Here is a 21,829-nt window from a genome sequence, read left to right as displayed (position 1 = left end):
TAGCTATAAATCAGACCTTTAAATTTGGTTTTAATTTTGAGAAATATTCATTTTAACAACAAGTTTATTGCATAAACTGTAATTATCACTATTTTTGCAGTCTATTTTTTATATATAATATAATTAAAACAAAATACTAGCCTATGGTTTCAGACGTCGTAAACACAAGCGAATTACACAAGGTTGATCCAGTCTTTGGACAATTATCTTTTGATAATCATGAACAAGTTGTTTTTTGTAATGACAAAGATACAGGATTAAAAGCAATAATAGGAATCCATAACACAGTTTTAGGACCCGCACTTGGAGGAACTCGAATGTGGCAATATAAAAATGAATGGGAAGCTTTAAATGATGTACTTCGTTTATCTCGTGGGATGACGTTTAAATCAGCAATTACGGGATTGAACTTAGGTGGAGGAAAAGCGGTCATCATTGGAGATGCTAAAACACAAAAAACTCCTGAGTTAATGAAAAAGTTTGGAGAATTTGTACATTCTCTAAGTGGACGTTACATTACAGCTGAAGATGTTGGAATGGAAACAAGTGATATGGATATTGTTCGTGATGTAACACCGTATGTAACTGGAATTTCAGAATCTAGAGGAGGAGCAGGAAATCCTTCCCCAATTACGGCTTATGGAGTTTTTATGGGAATGAAAGCTGCAGCCAAATATAAATTTGGATCTGACCTTTTAGAAGATCGTGTAGTATATGTACAAGGAATTGGACATGTAGGTGAAGCTTTAGTAGAGCATTTATCTAATGAAGGTGCAAAAATTGTGATTGCAGATATTAATGAAGAGCGTTTGCAAGAAGTAAGCAAAAAATATGGAGCAGAAATTTACAGAGGAGCTGATATTTATACGGAAGATATGGATATTTATGCGCCATGTGCCTTAGGAGCCACTATAAATAACGATAGTATTTATAAGTTAAAGGCACAAGTTATTGCAGGAGCTGCTAACAATCAGTTGAAAGACGAAGTGAAGCATGGAGCAATGTTAAAGGATAGAGGAATTGCTTATGCGCCAGACTTCCTTATTAATGCAGGTGGAATAATCAATGTATACGCTGAATTAGAAGGATACGGAAAAACAGAAATAATGCGTAAAACAGAAAATATTTACAATACTACTTTGGAAATATTCAAGCATTCTGAAAATAATAATTCAACTACGCACAATTCAGCATTGAGTATTGCACTAGATAGAATAGAAACAAGAAAAAAAGAAGCGAACAAATAGTAGCATTCTTTTAAAATAATTATATTTTTGCGGGGCGAAAGAATTAGGTTCTTTCGCCTTTTGTTTTTTTATTTTTATAAATATTAAAGTTCTTACGCAGATGCTAACAAGAAGACATATTCGAGTTAAAGTAATGCAATCTATTTATGCATTGTCACAATCACACAGTGATCAAGTTGATAAGGAGTTAAAATTCATCAACATGAGCATAGCGAATATGCATGATTTACACGTGCTTACGCTGGATTTATTTGTGAAATTGAGCGAGTATGGACAGAATCAAATAGAACTATCTCAAAAAAAATATCTAGCTACTTCCGCAGATAAAAACCCAAATAAAAAATTCGTCCAAAATGCCATCATTCGTCATTTAGCGGAAAATGAAGATTTAAAAGATGCCGTTCATGATCGTAATTTAAACGATTGGGAATTGAATGATGAATATATCCGTGTAATTTTTGAAGCCATGCAAGAAAGTGATTTGTACAAAAAGTACATGGCAGATACGGAAACTGGATATGAAAAGGATAGAGCGTTTGCAGCAAAGCTTTTTTCAGAAATCATTGCTCCAAATGAAAAACTGTATGAATTCTACGAAGATCAAAAGCTTACATGGATAGATGATTTGCCTGTGGTAAATACATTGATTTTGAAGTCAATAAAACAAGCCAAACAAGGAAAAGAACGAATTTTTCTATCAGAATTGTACAAAGATGAAGAAGACAAAGCATTTGTAAGAGATTTGTTTAGAAAAACAGTATTGAATGATGAAATGCTGACAGCAGAAATTCAAGGAAAAACCCCTAATTGGGATAAAGACCGAATTGCTAACTTAGATTTAATACTCTTAAAAATGGCAATCTGCGAATTCTTAAAATTTCCTTCAATACCTGCAAAAGTCACAATAAACGAGTATATTGAGCTCGCTAAAGAATATTCTACTTCAAAAAGTAGTATGTTTGTAAACGGAATTCTTGATAAATTAATCAAAGAATACAAAAAAGAAAATAAGTTAAATAAAATCGGTCGCGGTTTGATGTAACAAAAACAATTATTAAATTTACACCACAAAATTTTAAATACTATGATCAGAAAAGGATTTTTACTATTAGGAGCAATGACATTAGTCTTATTCACATCATGTAAAGATGATGCATCGAAAAAAGTTGATATAGCTAAAGTTGAAGATGCAGCAAATAGAGATGCAAAAGCAACAAATTTTGCAGCAATGACATTCGATAAGACACATCATAGCTTTGGAACTATTAATGAAGGAGATAAAGTGGAAACTGTATTTAAATTTGAAAATACAGGTACAGCACCATTATTAATCTCAAATATCAAAGGTAGTTGTGGATGTACAGTTCCTAATGACTGGCCAAGACAACCAATTGCACCAGGAGAAACTGGACAATTTACAGTAAAATATAACTCTACAAACAAACCAAACCTTAAAAGAAATACAGTAACAATTACTGCAAATACTGAAAAGGGAAGCGAGAGAGTTACTATCGAAGCTAATGCTATACCAGATAAAGCTTTACAAGAAAAAAGAGATAAATTAAAAGCGGAAAGAGCTGCTAGAATGAAAAAGCAACAAGAAGCTCAAAAAGCAGCAGCAGCTAACAATGCAGCAGTAAAAAAGAACGATGGTCAAAACCATAAATAATTTATAATTAGAAATATTGGAACAGATTTTACCATTATTATTGATGATAGGTGTGCTATATTTTTTAATCATAGCACCATCAATAAAGAAACAAAAGAAGGAGAAAAATTTCATGGCATCCGTTAAAAAAGGCGATCGCGTGATTACAAAAAGCGGAATCCATGGAAAGATAGTTGAGTTGAATGATAAAGATTTTACTTGCGTTATTGAAACAGGAGCAGGGAAAATCAAATTTGAACGTGCTGCACTTTCTGTTGAAGCTACTTCAAGACTTAACAAAACTTCTGAAAAAAAATAAAGGTACTACAACAAAGTACAATAAAAAAGCATTGCGAAAGCGATGCTTTTTTTATGCAAAATTTTTAATGAAATCATGTTACATTTTAGCGATACTATGATGATGTTAAAAGATCAAAAACAACTTTTAAATTCGCTTTGCTAATAGGAATTTCTTGATTGGCAATAGTAATTGAACGCTTTGATTTGGAAAAAGTAGTGATGTGTTTAGTATGAATCATCCAACTTCTGTGAACACGGATAATCGATGAATGCTGTTGAAAAATACCTTCGTAAAAATTAAGTTTATTTGATTGTAAATAAGAGCTGTCTAGGGTTTGAATATGTGTATACGCACCTTCTGCTTTAAAATATAAAATATCAGCAATCTTAATTATTTTATAACTGTCTTTGTATTTAATAGTGATGTTTTGTACTGTGTTAGCCTTTAAATTAGAGGTGAGTCCTTCATAATTTGAAGCCTCTTTTTCAGTTTTAATTTGATGAATAATACGTTCAATGGCGATTTGTAAGCGTTCTGGTAAAATAGGTTTTAACAAATAATCAACTGCAGAAGCTTCAAAAGCCTTTACCGCAAATTTCTCATACGCTGTAGTAAAAATAATTTTTGATTTTTGTGTTCTCAAGCAATCAATAACATCAAAGCCATTTCCGCCAGGCAATTCAATATCTAGGAAAACAAAATCTGGCTTATGTATTACAATATCTTTTTTGGCTTCTTGAACAGTATTAGAAACATGTACAATTTTTAAAACTTGCTTGTGTTTTTCTAGCAAATTGATCAACACACGTTGCGCAAAATATTCATCTTCAATAATTCCAATTGTATACATCAAACTGCTGTTATTTCATTAATGGAATAGTTATCATAACTTTAGTTCCTAAGCTTTCTCCATTGGTAGCTGCCAAATCATGATATTGATAAATCATTTCTATATTGTGATGCTTTTTATATAAATCAAAGCGTTTTTGTACAGAAGAAGTCGCTATATTCAAATGTGCATTCTTTCGATTTTGCGATAGTAAACCTGAAGCTTTTCTACCAATGCCATTGTCAATGATAATACATTCAATATGTTCTGTGTGTGTTAAAAACTGTATTTGGAGTTGTTTGTCGCCTTTTTTGTGAAGTAAGCCATGTTTGATAGCATTTTCTACAAACGGCTGTAAAATCATGGCAGGAATTTTAAAAAAGCGATCATCCAGTGCAGTATCATCAATTTGATACATTAGTTGTTCGTTAAAACGTTTCGATTCAATTTTTAAATAGGTTTCTAAAAAGGCAATTTCCTCATCAAACGTATTGAAGGTTTTGGAAGAGAAATCAATGCTCTTACGAAATAGATTGGAAAAATGCGCCAAATATGTATAAGCGTCTTCTTTTTTATCGTCTAAAATCAACCCTTGTACAGTATTTAAGGCATTGAAGGTAAAATGTGGATTCATTTGACTGGTGAGATTTTGTAATTTGGCCTCCGCCAGATTCTTCTCTAAGTCCAATTGCTCCAATTCAAAGTGTTGTTTGGTTTTGATCTTACTTAAATACAAGCGCACAATGACAAAGACAATGCTCAACGCTCCTATAAAAATAGCCGTAATAAACCACCATGTTTTCCAATACGGATGTGAAATATGGAAGTGAATGGAATTTTCATGTATCACAGTTTCATTTTGCAAGGTTTGATAGATGACTTCATAATTTGCAGGAGATAAATAGCTCAGGTAGATAGGGTTTTTGATATCCGAAATCGTTTCCCAATTACTGGAAACGTTATTAATTTTATATCGAAAGGAGTAGCTATTTCTTGCTGAAAAATCTTTGTTTTTCAAGAATATTTTTACAGAGTTTTCATTGTATGGAAGTGCCGTTAATTCGTTAGCTTTTTTGGGTATTTCATTAATTAAAACTTGTTTAACAATGGTTGGAGCGACTATTTTCTTTGGTTTGTCTCTCTGTAAAGAAATCTGTAAAATTCCTTGTTCGCTAGTCAAAAAGCAGGTTTTTTCAACCACTTCAAAATCTACAATTTTTATATTTTTTAGTCGAGATGAAATATCTTTTATCAAATCCAGCGAAGGTGACTTTTCATTGATTTGAAATAATTTTCCAGATTCTAGTATATAAATAACCTTATTTGATTTTTTTACAATCGCATTTTTCCCTTGCAATTTGGTAAGTTGCTGAAATGTATTGTTTTTTGTGTAAAACAGTCCTTGATTTTTCTTAAAAGCCCACAAATATTTAGTTCCAGCCAGTAAACGATCTGTATACAAAATTTCACCTTGATAGGTAACTGGTGTATAATTCTTGTCTTGTATAGTAAAAGTACCATCCGTAAAAGCACCATAGAGTTTATCTTCAAACGAAGCTACGGATAGACATCTTTTTTTTCTAATAAAATTTCTTTTAGTTTGACTATGGAAACTTTCAATTTGTTCCAAGTTGTATGAATGTCCAACATAAAGCTTGCCTTTATGTTTTGTAATATCTTTTATTGAAGAAAAGTTTAAACCTTCCAAGGGGTGCAAATCACCGTCAATTTCTATGATGTTATTTTCTTCACCAATCACATATGCTTTCTTGTCAAACGTAAACAATCTTTTCAATTCCTGCGAACTATGCCATTGATTTTTTAGTTGCAATTGCTCCTTTAGTACATATTCATATACGTTATTACTAAAATCTGTTACAACATATTTTTGTGTATCTGTTTGTACTATATGATTTAAATTGTTGGATAACAAACCAGAAGTTTCTGTCTGATATTTAAAATTTTCTTGCCCATCCCAGTAGTAAATTCCGTTATTCAACGTTGTGAAGATATAATTACCAAACGCATCTTCTAGGGTTTTAGATACTTTTGAGTTTTGTAAAAATGTATATTTAGAAACCAATGCATCTTCGGTTTCTTCCATGACAAAGCCTCCTTTTTCTGTTCCAAAATATAGCAATCCGCGCGAATCTTTATACACATCGTATACTTCAAGATGTAGTACTTTAGGAATAGAAAGTTTAACGAGTTTGCCATTTTTTAAGATGCATACACTTGTGAGTTTGAATTTGTCATCATGTAACAGTATATATAAATTTTCATCAAGATTATATATTTTTGGATTGGTTCCTTTAAACGATAATGGAAAGATTTCCATGGTGTTTGTCTTAAGGTTTTTCTTGTTGAGACGATTCATATTATGATAAAATAATGCATCTTGGAATCTCACAATATTTGTATATTCTCCAACAGAATCAGTCAGTATGGTTTTTTCTTTAGTCTCAAAATGATACTGGAAAAATTTGTTGTTATCTATTTTTACAAAAAGATGGTTTTTGTAAAGTTCGTATTTTGGTAATTGACCGATCAATTCGTCTGCTACATCAATAAAAAAATCAAGCTTTCCTTTTGAAGAATCGATTACAAAAAATTGACCGTTTAAGCTGTTACACCATATTCGACCATATTTATCTTCTTTTAAGTTAAATAAAGACTGACTTCGCTGCTGCGGATTGGTATAATGTGTAAAATTCATGCCGTCAAAGCGATATAAACCAGAATCAGCACAAAACCAGTAATTTCCATTTGAATCATACAAAACATCATAGAACTCATTGTCAGGTAAACTAGCAAGTTCACCTAAGTTTTTTGTGATGATTTCTTGCGCATGACTCACCATTCCCACAAAAAAAACATTCCAGAAAAATAAATTTACAAAAAGTCTTTGCATATTAAAAACGTTTACAAAACGCTACAAAGTACATCAAATGTAGCAGATAGAAAACAAGACAGTAAATTTGTTTACTGTCTTGTTTCTGTAAAGCTTCTAAAATTATTGTTTCACGATTTTAAAGATTGTGTTTGGGGTTGATAATTGTAAAATATAGACTCCTGCTTGTATTCCTTGCAATGCAAATAGGTTGTTTTGTGAGTTAATTTTCTGCGTTCGGATTAGTCGCCCACTAATATCATATAAGCATCCACTTTTTACAGAAGTCGGTAGGTTTGAGATTATGATGTCAGTATCAGAAGTGATGAGTTTTATGTTTTGGGAAGTAAATTCAGGCGTGCTTAATACAATGGCTTCATTTTCAAAAACAGTCACAAATCCTTGATTAGCTCCATTCCCATTCGTGCAGGTAACAATTATATCTAAATCACCATCTCCGTCTAAATCGGCAGATTCTATCCAATATGGATCCATCACAGCTGATGTTAATATAGTTGGAGAATTAAAGGTAATGTTTGGTGTTGCAGTACCACTAGTTGCCGTATTTTCAAAAAATAGAATTTCATCTGCACTATTATCTGCGACAACTATATCTGGTACATTATCATTGTTAAAATCACCTCCGGCTAAGGAAACCATACTTCTACTACCATTCTGAACACTCAAATGAGAGGTTTGTGTGCCACTTACATTTTCCCTTGATTGAAGATTGGTCCAATTTCCATTCCCTAGACTAACTGAAGCAAAATCGACCAAACCATCTTCATTAAAATCGAATGCAATTGTTTTTCGAGTACCTCTTACTGATACATCACTATTGTCAATCAGCGTTTCTACATCTATGGAGCCTGGAAATGGACTATTTATAATTGTAACACCATTAGTGTTAATGGAAGCATTTAATCCTTGCTCGCTTCCTGTTCCGTATTTTGTAAATATAAGGTCTTGAAAACCATCTTGGTTGTAATCTGTGGATGTAATGTGTAACGGTCTATTTAGCCCAGAGTAGCTTTCAAATTGAGAAATAGAAGAGTTAGTCGTATTGAGATTAAACATTCTAATATTTCCTACCGTGCTGTTATCGCCAGCGATAATGATTTCGTCTTCTGGATCGGCATCAAAATTTGCTTTATAAATTCCTCTACATCTATTTAGCAGCTGTAAAGTTTGTGCACTGCTACTGAATGTTCTATTTCCAGTATTTCTAAGCCAAAACAAGCCGTCATTTCCAACAGATACATTATAGTTCGAAAAAAGGATATCTTTTTGATTGTCTCCATCTACATCCATTACTAGTGTGCTCCATGGTTTCACTGCGCTTCCATTAGCGCTTCTAACTAATCCATTAAGAGTAACTTTTGTAAAGTTTGCTAGATTCCCAGTACCATAGAGAATTGAGATACTATTTCCAGAAAATTCTGCAACTATAATATCTAAAAAACCATCTCCGTCAATATCATCTACACTATATTCTCTTGGTTGAGAAAGACCAATAGCGACATTACGAGCAGTAAATTGCTGTGCATGAAGGCGCATTGCAATACAGCCTAAAAGAATAAAAGAAAGTAATTTTGTTTTCATAATATTTGTGAATTTAGATACAAACATAGCATGAGAATTTTGTCTATTAGTATTTACTTCATGAACGGAAACTTTTTTTTTATGAAAGAGTAATTTGTGTGATTTTTATTAGCGTATGTCAATAAAACTACAATTTATTTAAAAGGGTAATCTTTTGTATTGATCATTCCCCCATTTACAGGACAGATTTTACGCTAAGTTAAGTGAATAACAATATATCAAGCTACTTGTTTATTTTTGTGATACAGAAGGAATATCTATCAACTATACAGAACCAAGAGAACCGACTCAGAATGAATATGTAGAGCGATTTAATAAAACCTTTAGAGAAGATGTTTTGGACGCTTATATTTTTAGCAATATTGAAGAAGCTAGTGATATAGCAGAAGATTTTAGAAAAGATTATAATGAATATCATCCGCATAAATCATTAGGAAGAAAAAGCCTTAATGAAGTTTTAAGAGAATTTACAAAGGGGCTAGCCCCTTTGTAATCTATTTTGTTTAATTTAGAACTGTCCGAAAAAGGGTAAGTCTTCAAAAGTAGCAGATACAAAACAAGACAACAAATATATTTTGTTGTCTTGTTTTTTTAAAAGCTTTTGGGAATTATTGTTTCACGATTTTGAAACTTGTATTTAGTGTTGATAATTTTAAAATATAAATCCCAGGTTGCAATCCATCTATTGAGAAGTGATTGTGTTGTGTATTAAGTATTCCTTTACGAACTAATCTTCCATTTATATCATATAAACTTCCATTTGTTACAGTTGAGGGCATACCTAAAATGGTAACATCTGTATCAGAAGTAATGGTCGATATTCTTTCTACTTCAATCTCATCGGTACTTAGTGTAGCAGCATTGTTTTCTAATACAGAAATAAATCCTTGATTGGCTGTTCCTCCATTATTATTACTAACGATAACGTCCAAATCACCGTCTGCATCTAAATCTTCCGAGATTACCCATGTAGGATCTATTACAGATGTAGATATATTAACAAATGGATTAAAATTAATGGAAGCTGCAGGAACATTGTCTGTAGCTGTGTTTTCATAAAATAGAATTCTGTCAGTTACAATATCTGCTACAATAAAGTCCCCGACACCGTCATTATCAAAGTCTCCAGCAGTAACTGATACAATTCCACGTGAATTGTTGGTCTCAAACAATTGAAAATAAAAGGCACTTGCAAATGGACTCGGTGTTATTTGGTATGCAACAATAGAAGATTTGCCCCCATAATAGTCTACAGATACAACATCTAAATCGCCATCTTCGTCAAAATCCATTAAGTCAGTTTGGCGAGGTCCAGATGTTAAATTATTGAATGGGTCAGAGAGTGAAAAATTTGAAGCGTAATTTGGAGCAAGTCGAACGATAAATCCTTCAAAAACTGCATTGTTTCCGAAAGCAGAAACCACAAAATCTAAATTTCCATCTCCATTTAAATCACCATGACTTACATGTAGAGGTCTTTTATAAGTGCCATTTACGGAAGTGAGTACAGAAGACGAGTAACCTCCAGTTTGAGTTAAGTTAAGAGCTTGTAAATTATTAATGCCATCGTTATCACCAGCAACAATTAATTCATCTTCAGGATCTGCGTCAAGATTAGCTTTACTAATATGTCTGCATCGTGGAAATAATCTAATCAGTTGTGAGCTTCCAAAATTTCTGTTTCCTGTATTTTGAATCCAATATACACCATCAGTTGTACTTCCTGAATTTGCGTAATTGGAATAAATAATATCTTTGTTACTATCTCCATCTATATCCATAACAACAACAGCCCATGGTTTCTCGTCTATATTTAAAGATGGGTTTACCAACGGATAGGTAACTTTCGTATAATTTGATATATCACCAGTTCCGTACAATACCGTAATAGTACTAGAAGAGAACTCTGGAACAACGATGTCTAAATTCCCATCGCCATCAATATCAGCAACAGCGGTTTCTTTGGGTTGCGATAGTTGGCTAGCCACATTGTGGTGGCTAAATAATTGTGCCTTTAAGCTTAATGACAGAAAGCAAGAAAGAATAAATAAAAGTAGTTTGTTTTTCATAATGTTTGTGAATTAAAATACAAACGTATTGTTTAAAAAACAGGAACTATTATCTATTTCATGAATGGTAGTTTTCTTTTCATGAACAAAAACTTACAGAAATATTTTGAAAAAACAGGTGTGAAAAATTAAATAATATCATCTTATTGAAAAATAGTAAACTCTTTGTGTTCATCATTCAGCATTTTTGTTTTTTGAAACAAAGGAATAATTTTTTAAAATGACTTTTTGTGTTGAAGTGATTTGCTTTTGAGATGGTGATGAATTGAAAAAGCTTCATGTAAAGAGCTATGGCTAGTCAAAGTATCATTATTCTCAAAGACTTTCTGTTGGATTACTGCTCTTGATTTCAGATTGTCACACTTAATCTTCAAGTTGATTCCATATCATTATTAATTGATTCAAGAGTGTTATTATCAGCACACTTTAAACAGCTTTGATTCGAAGTATTTATTATCTTACAGTGAATTCGTCAAAACATTTGAAGACAACTTGAAAACACACACAAACTGATACAAGCCCAAATAGCAACAGGTTCATCGATTTTTTTCTTATGATCTATATATTGGGGAGTCTCGTTTGATGGTTTTTTCAAGTTCATCATGTTGTAAAACAATGTCTTGCGATTTTTGCAAAGCGGTTTCCCATTGCGGGAAACCGTTTGTAAAATCTTCTGTAGAAGTATAATTTTTTATCTATTTAGCGTATTTATCAGCAGTCAACTCTGTAATCTTTACAATCACATCAATAGCACTTTGAATGCTTTCCACGGGAACATACTCATAACGTCCATGGAAATTATGACCACCAGCAAAAATATTAGGACAAGGCAAGCCCATAAACGATAATTGCGAACCATCAGTTCCTCCGCGAATTGGTTTGATAAGTGGTGTAATACCTAACGATTTCATTGCTTCTTCGGCAATTTCTACAATATGAAATACAGGTTCAACCTTTTCTCTCATATTATAATATTGATCTTTAATTTCTACAGAAATTGGATCAGTTTCGTGTTGTTGATTAATGTCTGAAGCGATACGTTGCATTAGTTCTTTTCTCGCTTCAAATTTATCCTTATCGTGATCTCTTATGATGTACTGAAGTGTAGTTTCTTCAACTTTACCATTCATTGTGTGTAAATGATAAAAACCTTCACGACCTGAAGTTTCTTGTGGAATTTCATTGGTAGGTAATGCAGCAATAAACTCATTAGCTATCAACATAGAATTGATCATTTTTCCTTTAGCATATCCTGGATGTACAATTTTTCCTTTAATAGTTACCACGGCTCCAGCAGCATTAAAGTTTTCATATTCTAATTCTCCAATTTGACTTCCGTCCATTGTATATGCCCAATCCGCACCAAACTTTTCTACGTCAAACTTATGTGCGCCACGACCAATCTCTTCATCTGGTGTAAAACCGACACGGATTTTTCCATGTTTAATTTCTGGATGCTTGATTAAATATTCCATTGCAGAAACAATCTCACAAATTCCCGCTTTATCATCGGCACCGAGTAGGGTAGTACCATCAGTAGTGATCAATGTATTTCCTTTGTACAATAATAAATCGTCAAAATAATCAGGAGAAAGTACAATATTTTGTTCAGCATTTAATACAATATCTTTTCCGTCATAATTTGGTACAATCTGAGGTTTTACATTTGCTCCTGTAAAATCCGGTGATGTATCAAAATGCGAGACAAATCCAATAGTTGGGACTTCATGATCTACATTACTTGGTAACGTTGCCATGATATAAGCATTCTCATCAATAGTTACATCTTCCATACCAATTTGCTTTAGTTCTTCTACTAACAAATTGGCTAAATTCCATTGTTTCTCAGTACTTGGTGTTGTTGCTGAAGTTGGATCAGATTCTTTGTCAATAGTAACATAACTTATGAATCTATCTATAATATGTTGCATCTGTTTTCTTTTTTGTCAAAAATAAGAGATTTTCAAATCGATACACATTTTATGATTGATTAATATGTAACTTGTTGATAGTGATTTTTGAAAAAATGTTAAATTTGGTTTCCTTGTATGGAAACTTTATTGTAGTTTCCATACAAGGAAACCAAAGAATTATTACAAGAAGATATTATTGAAAGTTTTGGAGAGTTGTTGGTGGCCGATAATTACCCGCCAATAGCAGGAAAGATACTAGGACTTTTTTATACCACGAATAAAAAATATTTAACTTTTGAGGAGATTAACGATGGAATAGGTGTAAGCAAAAGTGCAACCAGTAAAGCATTAACTTTTTTCATATACATTAAATGAAGTAAGTTATGTGTATGATGATAATAATAGTCGTTTCCGCTTATTTTATTTAGATGTCAAAGGATCTGTTGAACGATTTAGTTCTGCGATAGATGCATATATGGTTCAAACAACTTTACTTAAAGAAGTTTTGAAAAAAAGAAATAATGAAAATAAGGAACTGAATCATTTTATAGAAAAAAGCATTTTACTTCATGAAGACCTTTTGGACATTGTGAAACAAAAATTAGAATTATATTATAAAGAATTTTTAAAAGAGAACTAACAAACTATCTATGAGAAACTTTTTTTTAATCGCACTTTTTCTGTGTGCAACTTTAACTTTTGCGCAAGGAAAAAAAACTTATGATGTTGGTATTCTGTTAGATAACAGGACAGCGGAAATTAATCCGCTATTGGAACAACTAGAAAATCAAATTAAAGTTGTAGTTGGGCAAGATGCTAATATCAATTTTTCAGAACGTAATATTTTGGTGAATAATTACGATTTGCAAAAAGCGGAGCAACATTATAATACACTTTTACAAAATGAAACAGATATTATTCTGGCTTTTGGTGTAATGAATAGTGTTATCCTCAACAAGCAAAGTGTGTATGTAAAGCCTACAATTTTATTTGGAGCAATAAATCAGGATGTTACTGGAATCGATTTGTCTAAAAAGACTTCTGAAATTAATAATTTCACATACTTAATTGAATCTAGATCTTATAAAGACGACCTTAAAAGACTAAAAGAACTAACCAATTTCAAAAAAGTAGGAATAATTATTGAACGACAACTCGTAGATGTCTTGCAATTACAAAAAGCTTTTGATCCGGTAGTGAAAGACTTGGATGCAGCTTATACAATCATTCCGTTTTCTTCTGTAGCAGACATTACGAATAATTTGACTGATGTAGACGCCGTATATATAGCAGGAGGTTTTTTCCTTAAAGACGAAGAAGTAAAAGAATTGGCGAAGACATTCATTGCAAAAAAACTTCCATCTTTTACCATCAATGGAAGAGATCAGGTAAAAGCAGGTTTTATGGCAACAAACCAAACTGAAGATAATTTTGATCAGTTTATGCGAAGAATCTCATTGATAATAGAATCATATGTAAATGGTACTCCACTTTCTGAACAACCTGTTTTTATAGAGTACAATTCAAGATTGACAGTCAATTATAATACAACAGAATTGGTTGATGTTCCTATTAAATATAGTTTGATCAACGATACTGATTTTGTTGGGGAATTTAAAAATGCAATTTCTGAAAAGCAATATAACTTACTAACAGTTATAGAAGGTGTTTTAAATAAAAATCTGTCATTACAGTCATTACAAAAAGATATTGAGCTTAAAAATCAAGATGTAAAAACAGCAAAAAGTAATTACCTGCCAAGTCTTACTGCTGCTGCTACAGGTACTTATGTTGATCCTAAATTGGCGGAAATCAGTAATGGACAAAACCCTGAATTTTCAACTGCTGGAAACCTTACTTTACAACAGACTGTTTTTTCTGAATCAGCGAATGCAAATATTGATATTCAAAAGAATTTACAAAAAGCGCAGCAAGAAAATTATAATGCCGAAGAGCTAAATACGATTTTTGATGCCTCAAATGCCTACTTCAACGCATTGATTTTAAAGGCGAATGCACAAATACGATTGCGAAATTTAGGTCTGACGAAAAGAAACTTACAACTTGCCAAGCAAAACTTTGATGCTGGACAATCTGGAAAATCAGATATGCTGCGTTTCCGAAGTGAAATGGCACAGAATACGCAGGTTATGGTTGAAGCTGCAAATCAATTAGAGCAAGCTTTTATTATATTAAATCAATTATTAAACAATCCTGTTTCCACTGAAATAGATATTGAAGATGTTGAGCTAGACAAAGGAATATTTAAAAACTACAATTACGATCAAATTACGGAACTATTAGATGATCCAAAACTTAGAGAACCTTTCATTGAATTTCTAATTCAAGAAGCACAAAACAATGCACCTGAATTAAAAGCGCTGGGTTATAACTTGGATGCTACAGAGCGAAATATTCAATTGAACGGAAATGGACGTTTTTTACCAACGGTTGCTTTGCAAGGTCAATACAATCGTACATTTAGCCGCTCAGGAGTAGGAACAACGTTCCCTACTGGATTCCCTGCAACTCCAGATGGAAACTACAACATAGGAGTTAATGTGTCTATTCCGATATTTAATAGAACCCAAACAAACATCAACAAGCAAATAGCAATTATTCAAAAAGATCAATTAGAAATCAACCGTGATAATACGAAGTTGTCTATTTCTGCAAATATTAGAAACAGCGTGTTAAACTTAGTAAACCAAATTTCAAATATTGAATTATCTAAAGTATCTGAAGAGACGGCAAAAGAATCTCTTGAATTAACGCAAACATCATATTCTAATGGCGCTGTAAATGTTGTTCAGCTTTTAGACGCACAAAATAACTACCTAAATGCACAATTATCAAGAACAAACGCCATATATAACTATTTAATCAACGCATTGCAATTAGAACGCTACTTGGGGTATTATTTCTTATTAAACTCTGAAAGCGAGAATGCAAAATTCAGACAACGATTTCTAGAATTCTTAAATAACAAAAACTAATCAACGCAAAATCATACAAACGATGAAGCATATATATAATATATTAATAGTAGCAATATCATTACTTTTTACTTCTTGTGGAGAGGAAGAAAAAAAACAAGAAACAGTAAAGCGTCCTGTTAAATATCAAGAAGTAGGATATTTAGGCGGTGAAAAAATCAGAACTTTTAGTGGAACTGCTCAAACTGATAAAATCATCAAGATGAGTTTTAGAAATTCTGGAATTATCACAGAGTTGAATTTAAAACTTGGTCAGAAAGTAAAGAAAGGACAGTTATTAGGAAAGCTAGATAATGTACAATCTAGATTGTCGTATGAACAGGCTTTAACACAAGTAAATAGTGCAGAATCCCAAGTAAATACTGCTAAATTGAGTTTGGATAGAGTCCGCGCTTTATATGAAAAAGGAAGTACCTCTTTAAGTGACTATGAAGCGGCTAAAAATTCGTATAAAACAGCATCGGAAAGTTATAAATCATCCAAAAGAGGATTGGCAATCCAACAAGAACAAATTCGATATGGATATTTATATGCACCTGAAAATGGTACGATTGCTACTGTAGATGTTGAAATTGACGAAAATATATCACCAGGACAATTGATTGCTACATTGAATTCAGGAACAGATATGGAAATTACTTTAGGAATTCCAGAAAGTGTGATTAATGGTGTTAAAAATGGAATGAGTGTCTCTGTAGCTTTTTCGTCATTAGTAAACGAAAAATTTAAAGCAACAGTAACTGAAGTTTCTCCTGCTGTAGATGCAAATACGTCAACATATCCAGTACGTGTAAAATTAAACAATACTTCAGATAAAATTAAAAGTGGAATGGCTGCGAATGTTACGTTTGATTTTGGCGATCGAAAAATAAACAATAAAACACTTGTGGTTCCTTCAAATGCAATTGGCGAAGATAGTAACGGCCGTTTTGTGTTTTTAATAGAAGGAGAAGGAGAAAATGCCAAAGTAAAAAAACAACAGGTAACAATTGGAAACCTAACGCCAGAAGGGTTTGAAATCAAATCTGGATTAACAGCAGGACAAAAAATTGCGACTGCAGGTTTGCAAACTTTACTCAATGGTCAAGCCGTGAAACTTAACTAATCGTTCAACATAATAGGTATGAATTTAGCAAAATTTTCCATAGAAAAGAACAGAATCACACTCATGGTGTTGATTACGATTATCCTGTTAGGAATTACCATGTACTCGGGATTATCACGAGACAGTATGCCTCCATTTACTATTCGTGTTGCTTCGGTAGTTTCTGTATTTCCAGGTGCAAGCCCTGAACGTGTAGAACAATTAGTTTCTGATAAAATTGAAAAACTAGCACAAGAACTTCCAGAATTAAAAGAAGTTACTAGTACATCAAGAACAGGATTGTCAGTTGTTGCAGTAACTCTGAAAGATGAAGTGAAAGAAGATGAATTACAAGCAGTCTGGGACCGCTTGCGTAGAAAAATAAATGCTTTACAAGGATTGCCAGCAGGTGTAAGACCCGATTTGCAAGATGATGGAATTGGTGATGTATACGGGATTGTTGTTGGAATTACTTCTGATGGATTCTCGTATGCAGAAATGAAAGAATATGCAGATGATATCAAAGACGATCTTATTAAGCTACCAGATGCCGCAAAAGTAGTTTTAGGTGGAATTCAAGAAGAACGTGTCTTTGTAGAGTTTGACAATGCACGTTTAAAAGAATACGGTTTATCTGCTTCAAAACTACAGCAAATCATTGCCTCTACAAATATATTGAGCTCTGGAGGGCAAATAAATGCAGGTGAAGAACGTGTCATTTTGGAGCCAACAGGAAATTTCAATTCTGTCAAAGAAATTAGAGAAATGCTAATCCCTGTGGGAGCAAATGGAGGACAATTAGTAAAATTAGGAGATATCACAACCATCAAAGAAGGATATATTGATCCTCCAACTCAAAAAGTGCGACTTAATGGGAAAGATGCAGTTTCTATTCATGTAAATTTAAAAGAAAACTCCAATATTATTTATCTAGGAACAGAGGTAGACAAAGTTGTAAATCGTTGGAAAGCCAAACTCCCTGTTGGATTAGAGTTAACACGTGTATCTTCGTTAGATACTTACATTGATGATAAAGTGCAAAACTTCATTAGTAACTTAATGCAATCCATAGGAATTGTGCTAGTAGTAATGTTAATCTTCTTAGGATTACGCACAGGATTTGTTATCGCAAGTTTAATTCCAATCGTAACCATCATGACACTTATGATTATGGGCGTAATTAGTATGGGATTAAATCAGGTAACACTAGCGGCCTTAATCATGGCATTGGGAATGTTGGTTGATAATGCCATTGTGGTTGCTGAGACTATTATGGTAAAAATGGAAGAAGGAATTGACAAGAAAACAGCAGCTGTTAAAGCCTTTTCAGAATTATGGATGCCATTGCTAATCTCAACATTAACCACTTCGGCAGCATTTTTAGCTTTTTATATGTCACCAACATCTATGGGAGATATTGTAGGGCCAATTTTTGTGGTCATTACCATAGCGTTAATGTCTTCTTGGATCATAGCGTTGACTGTAATTACCATGTTTTGTTATTTATTCTTAAAAATAACACCAAAAGGAGAAAAGAAGCCAAGTATAATAGACAGAATCATTAACTCACTTAAAAGATCATATAAGAACCTAATTCTTTCTGCTTTAGCGAATAAATACAAAGTAATTGTTGGAATCTTTTTGGTCTTTTTTGCATCATTATATGGTTTTACAAAGATTAAATTTTTATTCTTTCCAGACAGTGATCGCAACATGATTACAGTAGACATTAATTTACCATCAGGGACAAAAATTGAAGTTACTACGGAATTAGTAAAAGAATTAGAAAAATACATGACCGATTCTCTAAAAGTGAATGATACACGAACTAAAGGAATCGTGGACTGGTCATCATACATTGGGCAAGGGCCCGAATCGTATGATTTAGGATATTCGCAAGACGAAGCCAATTCAAGTTATGCGCACATTTTGGTCAACACATCTTCGTTCAATGAAAATAATGAAATGATAGCAAAGTTAGATGCTTTCGGTTTTGAAAATTTCCCAAATGCAGATATCAAAGTAGGTTCTTTGGCTGCTGGAGGAGGAGGAACACCAATTGAAATAAAGGTTTCAGGAGAAAATCCAGACGAATTGGCGAAAATTTCAGAAAGTATCAAAACAAAATTGTTCAACATTTTCGGAACTAAAAACATCAAAGATGATTGGGGACCAAAAAGTAAAAAGTTCTTAATTCAAATAGATCAAAATAGAGCGCAAACAGCTGGTGTTTCAAGTCAAGACATTGCAACATCATTACAAACAGTATTAGACGGATTTCAAACGGGAGAATATCGGGAAAATGACAAATCTATTCCAATCGTAATGCGAAGTGATGCAAGTCAGCAACAATCGCTGGCGTCTTTGGAGACTTTGAATATCTATGCGCAAAACTCAGGAAAAAGCATTCCTTTATTGCAAGTAGCTTCTATTGTTCCGCAGTGGCAATACTCAAAAATCAAACGTTTAGATTTACGCAGAACTATCAATATTTCTAGTGAATTGCGTGAAGGTGGAAACGCTTCTGCTATTACCTCAGAAATTAAACCGTGGCTCGAAGAACAACAAAAAATATGGCCGGCAGAATATACCTACGAATTTGGAGGTGATGCAGAAAATTCGGCTGAAAGTATGGGGTCAGTGATTAAATACTTGCCATTGTCTGGTTTTATCATTGTCATGTTATTAATCATACAATTCAATTCGTTCCGTAAAATGGTAATGGTAGTACTTACCATTCCATTAGGTGTTATAGGAGTTGTTGTAGGACTTCTGATTTTTCATGAACCATTTGGATTCATGCCATTTTTGGGAGTAATTTCTTTGGCAGGAATTGTCATCAACAATGCTATAGTACTAATTGATCGTATGGAAATTGAGTATAACGAACTCAAACGAACTGAGCAAGATGCTGTTATTGCAGCGTGTTTGCAGCGTTTCCGTCCAATTTTATTGGCAACATTTACGACGGTGCTTGGGCTAATTCCGCTGTATCTAAGTGGAGGGGAAATGTGGGAAGGAATGGCAATAAGTATTATGGTTGGACTGCTTTTTGGAACGGTTATTACTTTATTGTTTATTCCAGCTTTATACAGTGCTTTGTTTAGAGTAAATTACAAAAACTATGAGTTTAATGAAAAACTTTTAGAAAGCTAATATGGACTCTGTGATAAACTATTTATACAAACATCGTTTCGAACTGTTTATTGTAACGCAGTTCTTTATTCTGTTCGGATCGTTGTTTTTTCCCGATGCTTTGTTTCAAGATACTTTATTGCCAGCATTATTTATCTTAAATATTGCCAGTGGAGTTTTGTTAGTATCTAAGCAACGGAAAATTATGTGGTTTTTAATCATTCTTTTTATTGTTGCTTTATCTGTATTTGGAAATAGCTTATTTTCAGAAGTAGAAAAAAGCGAATTCATTCTTACACGATTGTCTGTATATTTTTTATTTTATGTCATAGTGACTGGTCATATCATAAAACAAATTTGGAGAGAAAAAGAAGTAGATAAAACTGTTATTATTGGTTTAATGAGTGGTTATATTTCACTAGGTTTTATCGCTTTTTTTATACTGGTTTCTATAGAATTAGTAACGCCAGATTCTTTTACTGGAATTCTATTAGATTCTCAAAACATTGATTCACGTGTAGATAGTTTAATGTATTATTCATATATCACCTTGCTAACAATTGGATATGGCGACATCATTCCAGTAACTCCAATCGCGCAAAAAGCTGTGGTTCTTATTGGATTGATAGGGCAATTTTACATTGTGATTATTACTTCGGTAGTTGTTTCAAAATACATTAATATCGCAGTAATTGGAAATAATAAACAATAACAAATAGATAAAACCTATGTATTTTTGTAACGTTAATTAGTTGTTCAGGACTTTTGTAAGGTGTGATATTTTCTTAAAATTACAGCGCTAAAATATTTGACTTCTGAAGAATAGACTATATTTTTGCACAAACAACACAACATGTACCAATTTCTTGTAAAACCCATCCTTTTTCTATTCGATCCAGAAAAAGTTCATCACTTTACCTTTTCACTAATTCGAACACTTTGTAAAATTCCTGGAGTATCTAGTGTTTTTAAAGGAATCTACTCAGTTAATGATAAACGTTTAGAACGTACTGTTTTTGGTTTAACGTTCAAAAACCCTGTAGGTTTAGCAGCCGGATTTGACAAAGATGCTAAGTTATATAACGAACTCTCTAACTTTGGATTTGGATTTGTAGAAATAGGAACGCTTACACCAAAACCACAAGCAGGAAACCCAAAAAAACGTCTTTTCCGTTTGAAGCAAGACAAAGCAATTATCAACCGTATGGGATTCAATAATGGCGGAGTTCATGAAGCAGTAGAACGTTTAAAAAAGAATAAAGGGGTTTTAATTGGTGGAAATATCGGGAAAAATAAAGTTACTCCAAATGAAGAAGCAGTCGAGGACTATAAAATTTGTTTCGAAGCTTTATTTCCACATGTAGATTATTTTGTAGTAAATGTAAGTTCGCCAAACACGCCAAACTTAAGAGCTTTGCAAGACAAAGAACCGTTAACGAAATTATTGACAACTTTACAAGAAATGAACAAAGCCAAAGTAGCTCCAAAGCCAATTCTACTTAAAATAGCTCCCGATTTAACAAACGAACAGTTAGTGGATATTATTGAAATTGTTGCGGATACCAAAATTGCAGGAGTTATTGCCACAAACACAACAATTTCAAGAGAAGGTTTACAATCGGTAGATAAAGGAGAAATGGGAGGATTGAGTGGAAAACCACTTACAAATCGTTCCACGGAAGTCATTCGTTTCCTAGCTGAAAAAAGTAACAAATCCTTTCCTATTATTGGTGTAGGAGGAATTCACTCTGCAAAAGATGCCTTAGAAAAATTAGACGCTGGCGCAGATTTAGTGCAACTTTATACAGGTTTCATCTATGAAGGTCCAAAACTGATCAAAAACATCAATAAGGAGATTTTAAAAAGAGCCTAAAACTACACCAACACTTTCTTAGTAACAGTACCATTTTCTGATTGTAGCTTCACAAAATACAAGCTAGTTTTTGTCGTTGGAAATATCAATGTTTTAGTAGCTTTATTTGTTGGAGTTTCATAACGTTTTACAAGATTTCCAAACGTGTCGTAAATAGCAATCTGTTCAATTGTTTTTCTAGTCGATTTGTAAATCTGAATAGCTTTAGAAGCTGAATTTGTTGTGATATGAATAGATACATA

Annotated in this window: 17 protein-coding genes; 11 read left to right on the top strand and 6 right to left on the bottom strand. The window is 32.9% G+C overall.

What is annotated here, in order from left to right:
- The first annotated feature begins 143 nt into the window (after positions 1–143).
- The 4 genes from MK119_RS21830 (at position 144) to yajC (ending at position 3,214) form a co-directional block, all read left to right on the top strand.
- Positions 144–1,247, top strand: a complete 1,104-nt coding sequence (locus MK119_RS21830) for a Glu/Leu/Phe/Val dehydrogenase (protein WP_290683370.1) — start codon at positions 144–146, stop codon at positions 1,245–1,247.
- 100 nt (positions 1,248–1,347) lie between these two features.
- On the top strand, positions 1,348–2,289 hold the full coding sequence (nusB, locus tag MK119_RS21825; protein WP_290683368.1) for a transcription antitermination factor NusB: 942 nt from the start codon (positions 1,348–1,350) through the stop codon (positions 2,287–2,289).
- A gap of 42 nt (positions 2,290–2,331) precedes the next feature.
- A complete protein-coding gene (locus tag MK119_RS21820) occupies positions 2,332–2,916 on the top strand; it encodes a DUF1573 domain-containing protein (RefSeq protein ID WP_290683366.1) in 585 nt (194 codons plus the stop codon).
- 16 nt (positions 2,917–2,932) lie between these two features.
- Positions 2,933–3,214: a preprotein translocase subunit YajC gene (gene yajC / locus MK119_RS21815; RefSeq protein ID WP_366512858.1), complete on the top strand. Its 282-nt coding sequence runs from the start codon at positions 2,933–2,935 to the stop codon at positions 3,212–3,214.
- A 94-nt stretch (positions 3,215–3,308) separates the two neighbouring features.
- Here yajC and MK119_RS21810 read toward each other — a convergent pair whose 3' ends face one another.
- The 3 genes from MK119_RS21810 to MK119_RS21800 all read right to left on the bottom strand — a co-directional run bounded on the left by MK119_RS21810 (position 3,309) and on the right by MK119_RS21800 (position 8,517).
- Entirely contained in the window at positions 3,309–4,046 is a 738-nt protein-coding gene (locus MK119_RS21810) for a LytTR family DNA-binding domain-containing protein (protein WP_290683388.1), read from the bottom strand.
- A gap of 10 nt (positions 4,047–4,056) precedes the next feature.
- Positions 4,057–6,936, bottom strand: coding sequence for a histidine kinase (locus MK119_RS21805; RefSeq protein ID WP_290683364.1), 2,880 nt, complete (start codon positions 6,934–6,936; stop codon positions 4,057–4,059).
- 102 nt (positions 6,937–7,038) lie between these two features.
- Positions 7,039–8,517: a T9SS type A sorting domain-containing protein gene (locus MK119_RS21800; protein WP_290683362.1), complete on the bottom strand. Its 1,479-nt coding sequence runs from the start codon at positions 8,515–8,517 to the stop codon at positions 7,039–7,041.
- Between the two features lie 217 nt (positions 8,518–8,734).
- On the opposite strand from MK119_RS21800, the gene MK119_RS21795 reads away from it, so the two are divergent.
- A complete protein-coding gene (locus MK119_RS21795) occupies positions 8,735–9,010 on the top strand; it encodes a transposase (protein WP_366512859.1) in 276 nt (91 codons plus the stop codon).
- A 115-nt stretch (positions 9,011–9,125) separates the two neighbouring features.
- On the opposite strand, the gene MK119_RS21790 is transcribed toward MK119_RS21795, so the two are convergent.
- Positions 9,126–10,586, bottom strand: a complete 1,461-nt coding sequence (locus tag MK119_RS21790) for a T9SS type A sorting domain-containing protein (RefSeq protein WP_290683360.1) — start codon at positions 10,584–10,586, stop codon at positions 9,126–9,128.
- A 695-nt stretch (positions 10,587–11,281) separates the two neighbouring features.
- The gene (gene pepT / locus MK119_RS21785; RefSeq protein WP_290683358.1) at positions 11,282–12,517 is read right to left on the bottom strand and encodes a peptidase T; all 1,236 of its coding nucleotides are present in this window, start codon (positions 12,515–12,517) and stop codon (positions 11,282–11,284) included.
- Positions 12,518–12,884: 367 nt separating this feature from the next.
- On the opposite strand from pepT, the gene MK119_RS21780 reads away from it, so the two are divergent.
- The 6 genes from MK119_RS21780 to MK119_RS21755 all read left to right on the top strand — a co-directional run bounded on the left by MK119_RS21780 (position 12,885) and on the right by MK119_RS21755 (position 21,587).
- A complete protein-coding gene (locus tag MK119_RS21780; protein ID WP_290683356.1) occupies positions 12,885–13,139 on the top strand; it encodes a hypothetical protein in 255 nt (84 codons plus the stop codon).
- Positions 13,140–13,149: 10 nt separating this feature from the next.
- On the top strand, positions 13,150–15,495 hold the full coding sequence (locus tag MK119_RS21775; protein ID WP_290683354.1) for a TolC family protein: 2,346 nt from the start codon (positions 13,150–13,152) through the stop codon (positions 15,493–15,495).
- Positions 15,496–15,517: 22 nt separating this feature from the next.
- Positions 15,518–16,600: an efflux RND transporter periplasmic adaptor subunit gene (locus MK119_RS21770; RefSeq protein WP_290683352.1), complete on the top strand. Its 1,083-nt coding sequence runs from the start codon at positions 15,518–15,520 to the stop codon at positions 16,598–16,600.
- 18 nt (positions 16,601–16,618) lie between these two features.
- Positions 16,619–19,735, top strand: a complete 3,117-nt coding sequence (locus MK119_RS21765) for an efflux RND transporter permease subunit (protein WP_290683350.1) — start codon at positions 16,619–16,621, stop codon at positions 19,733–19,735.
- Positions 19,736–19,745: 10 nt separating this feature from the next.
- Positions 19,746–20,426, top strand: a complete 681-nt coding sequence (locus MK119_RS21760; RefSeq protein WP_290683348.1) for an ion channel — start codon at positions 19,746–19,748, stop codon at positions 20,424–20,426.
- 141 nt (positions 20,427–20,567) lie between these two features.
- Positions 20,568–21,587 carry a quinone-dependent dihydroorotate dehydrogenase gene (locus MK119_RS21755; RefSeq protein ID WP_290683346.1) on the top strand — a complete coding sequence of 340 codons (1,020 nt, stop codon included), beginning with the start codon at positions 20,568–20,570 and terminating at the stop codon, positions 21,585–21,587.
- A 2-nt stretch (positions 21,588–21,589) separates the two neighbouring features.
- Here MK119_RS21755 and MK119_RS21750 read toward each other — a convergent pair.
- On the bottom strand, positions 21,590–21,829 hold a 240-nt coding region (locus tag MK119_RS21750), incomplete at its 5' end, for a T9SS type A sorting domain-containing protein (RefSeq protein ID WP_290683344.1).

The organism is Kordia sp. (genome assembly GCF_022447245.1).
GTDB lineage: Bacteria > Bacteroidota > Bacteroidia > Flavobacteriales > Flavobacteriaceae > Kordia.
This window is presented reverse-complemented; position numbering and strand designations above follow the sequence as displayed.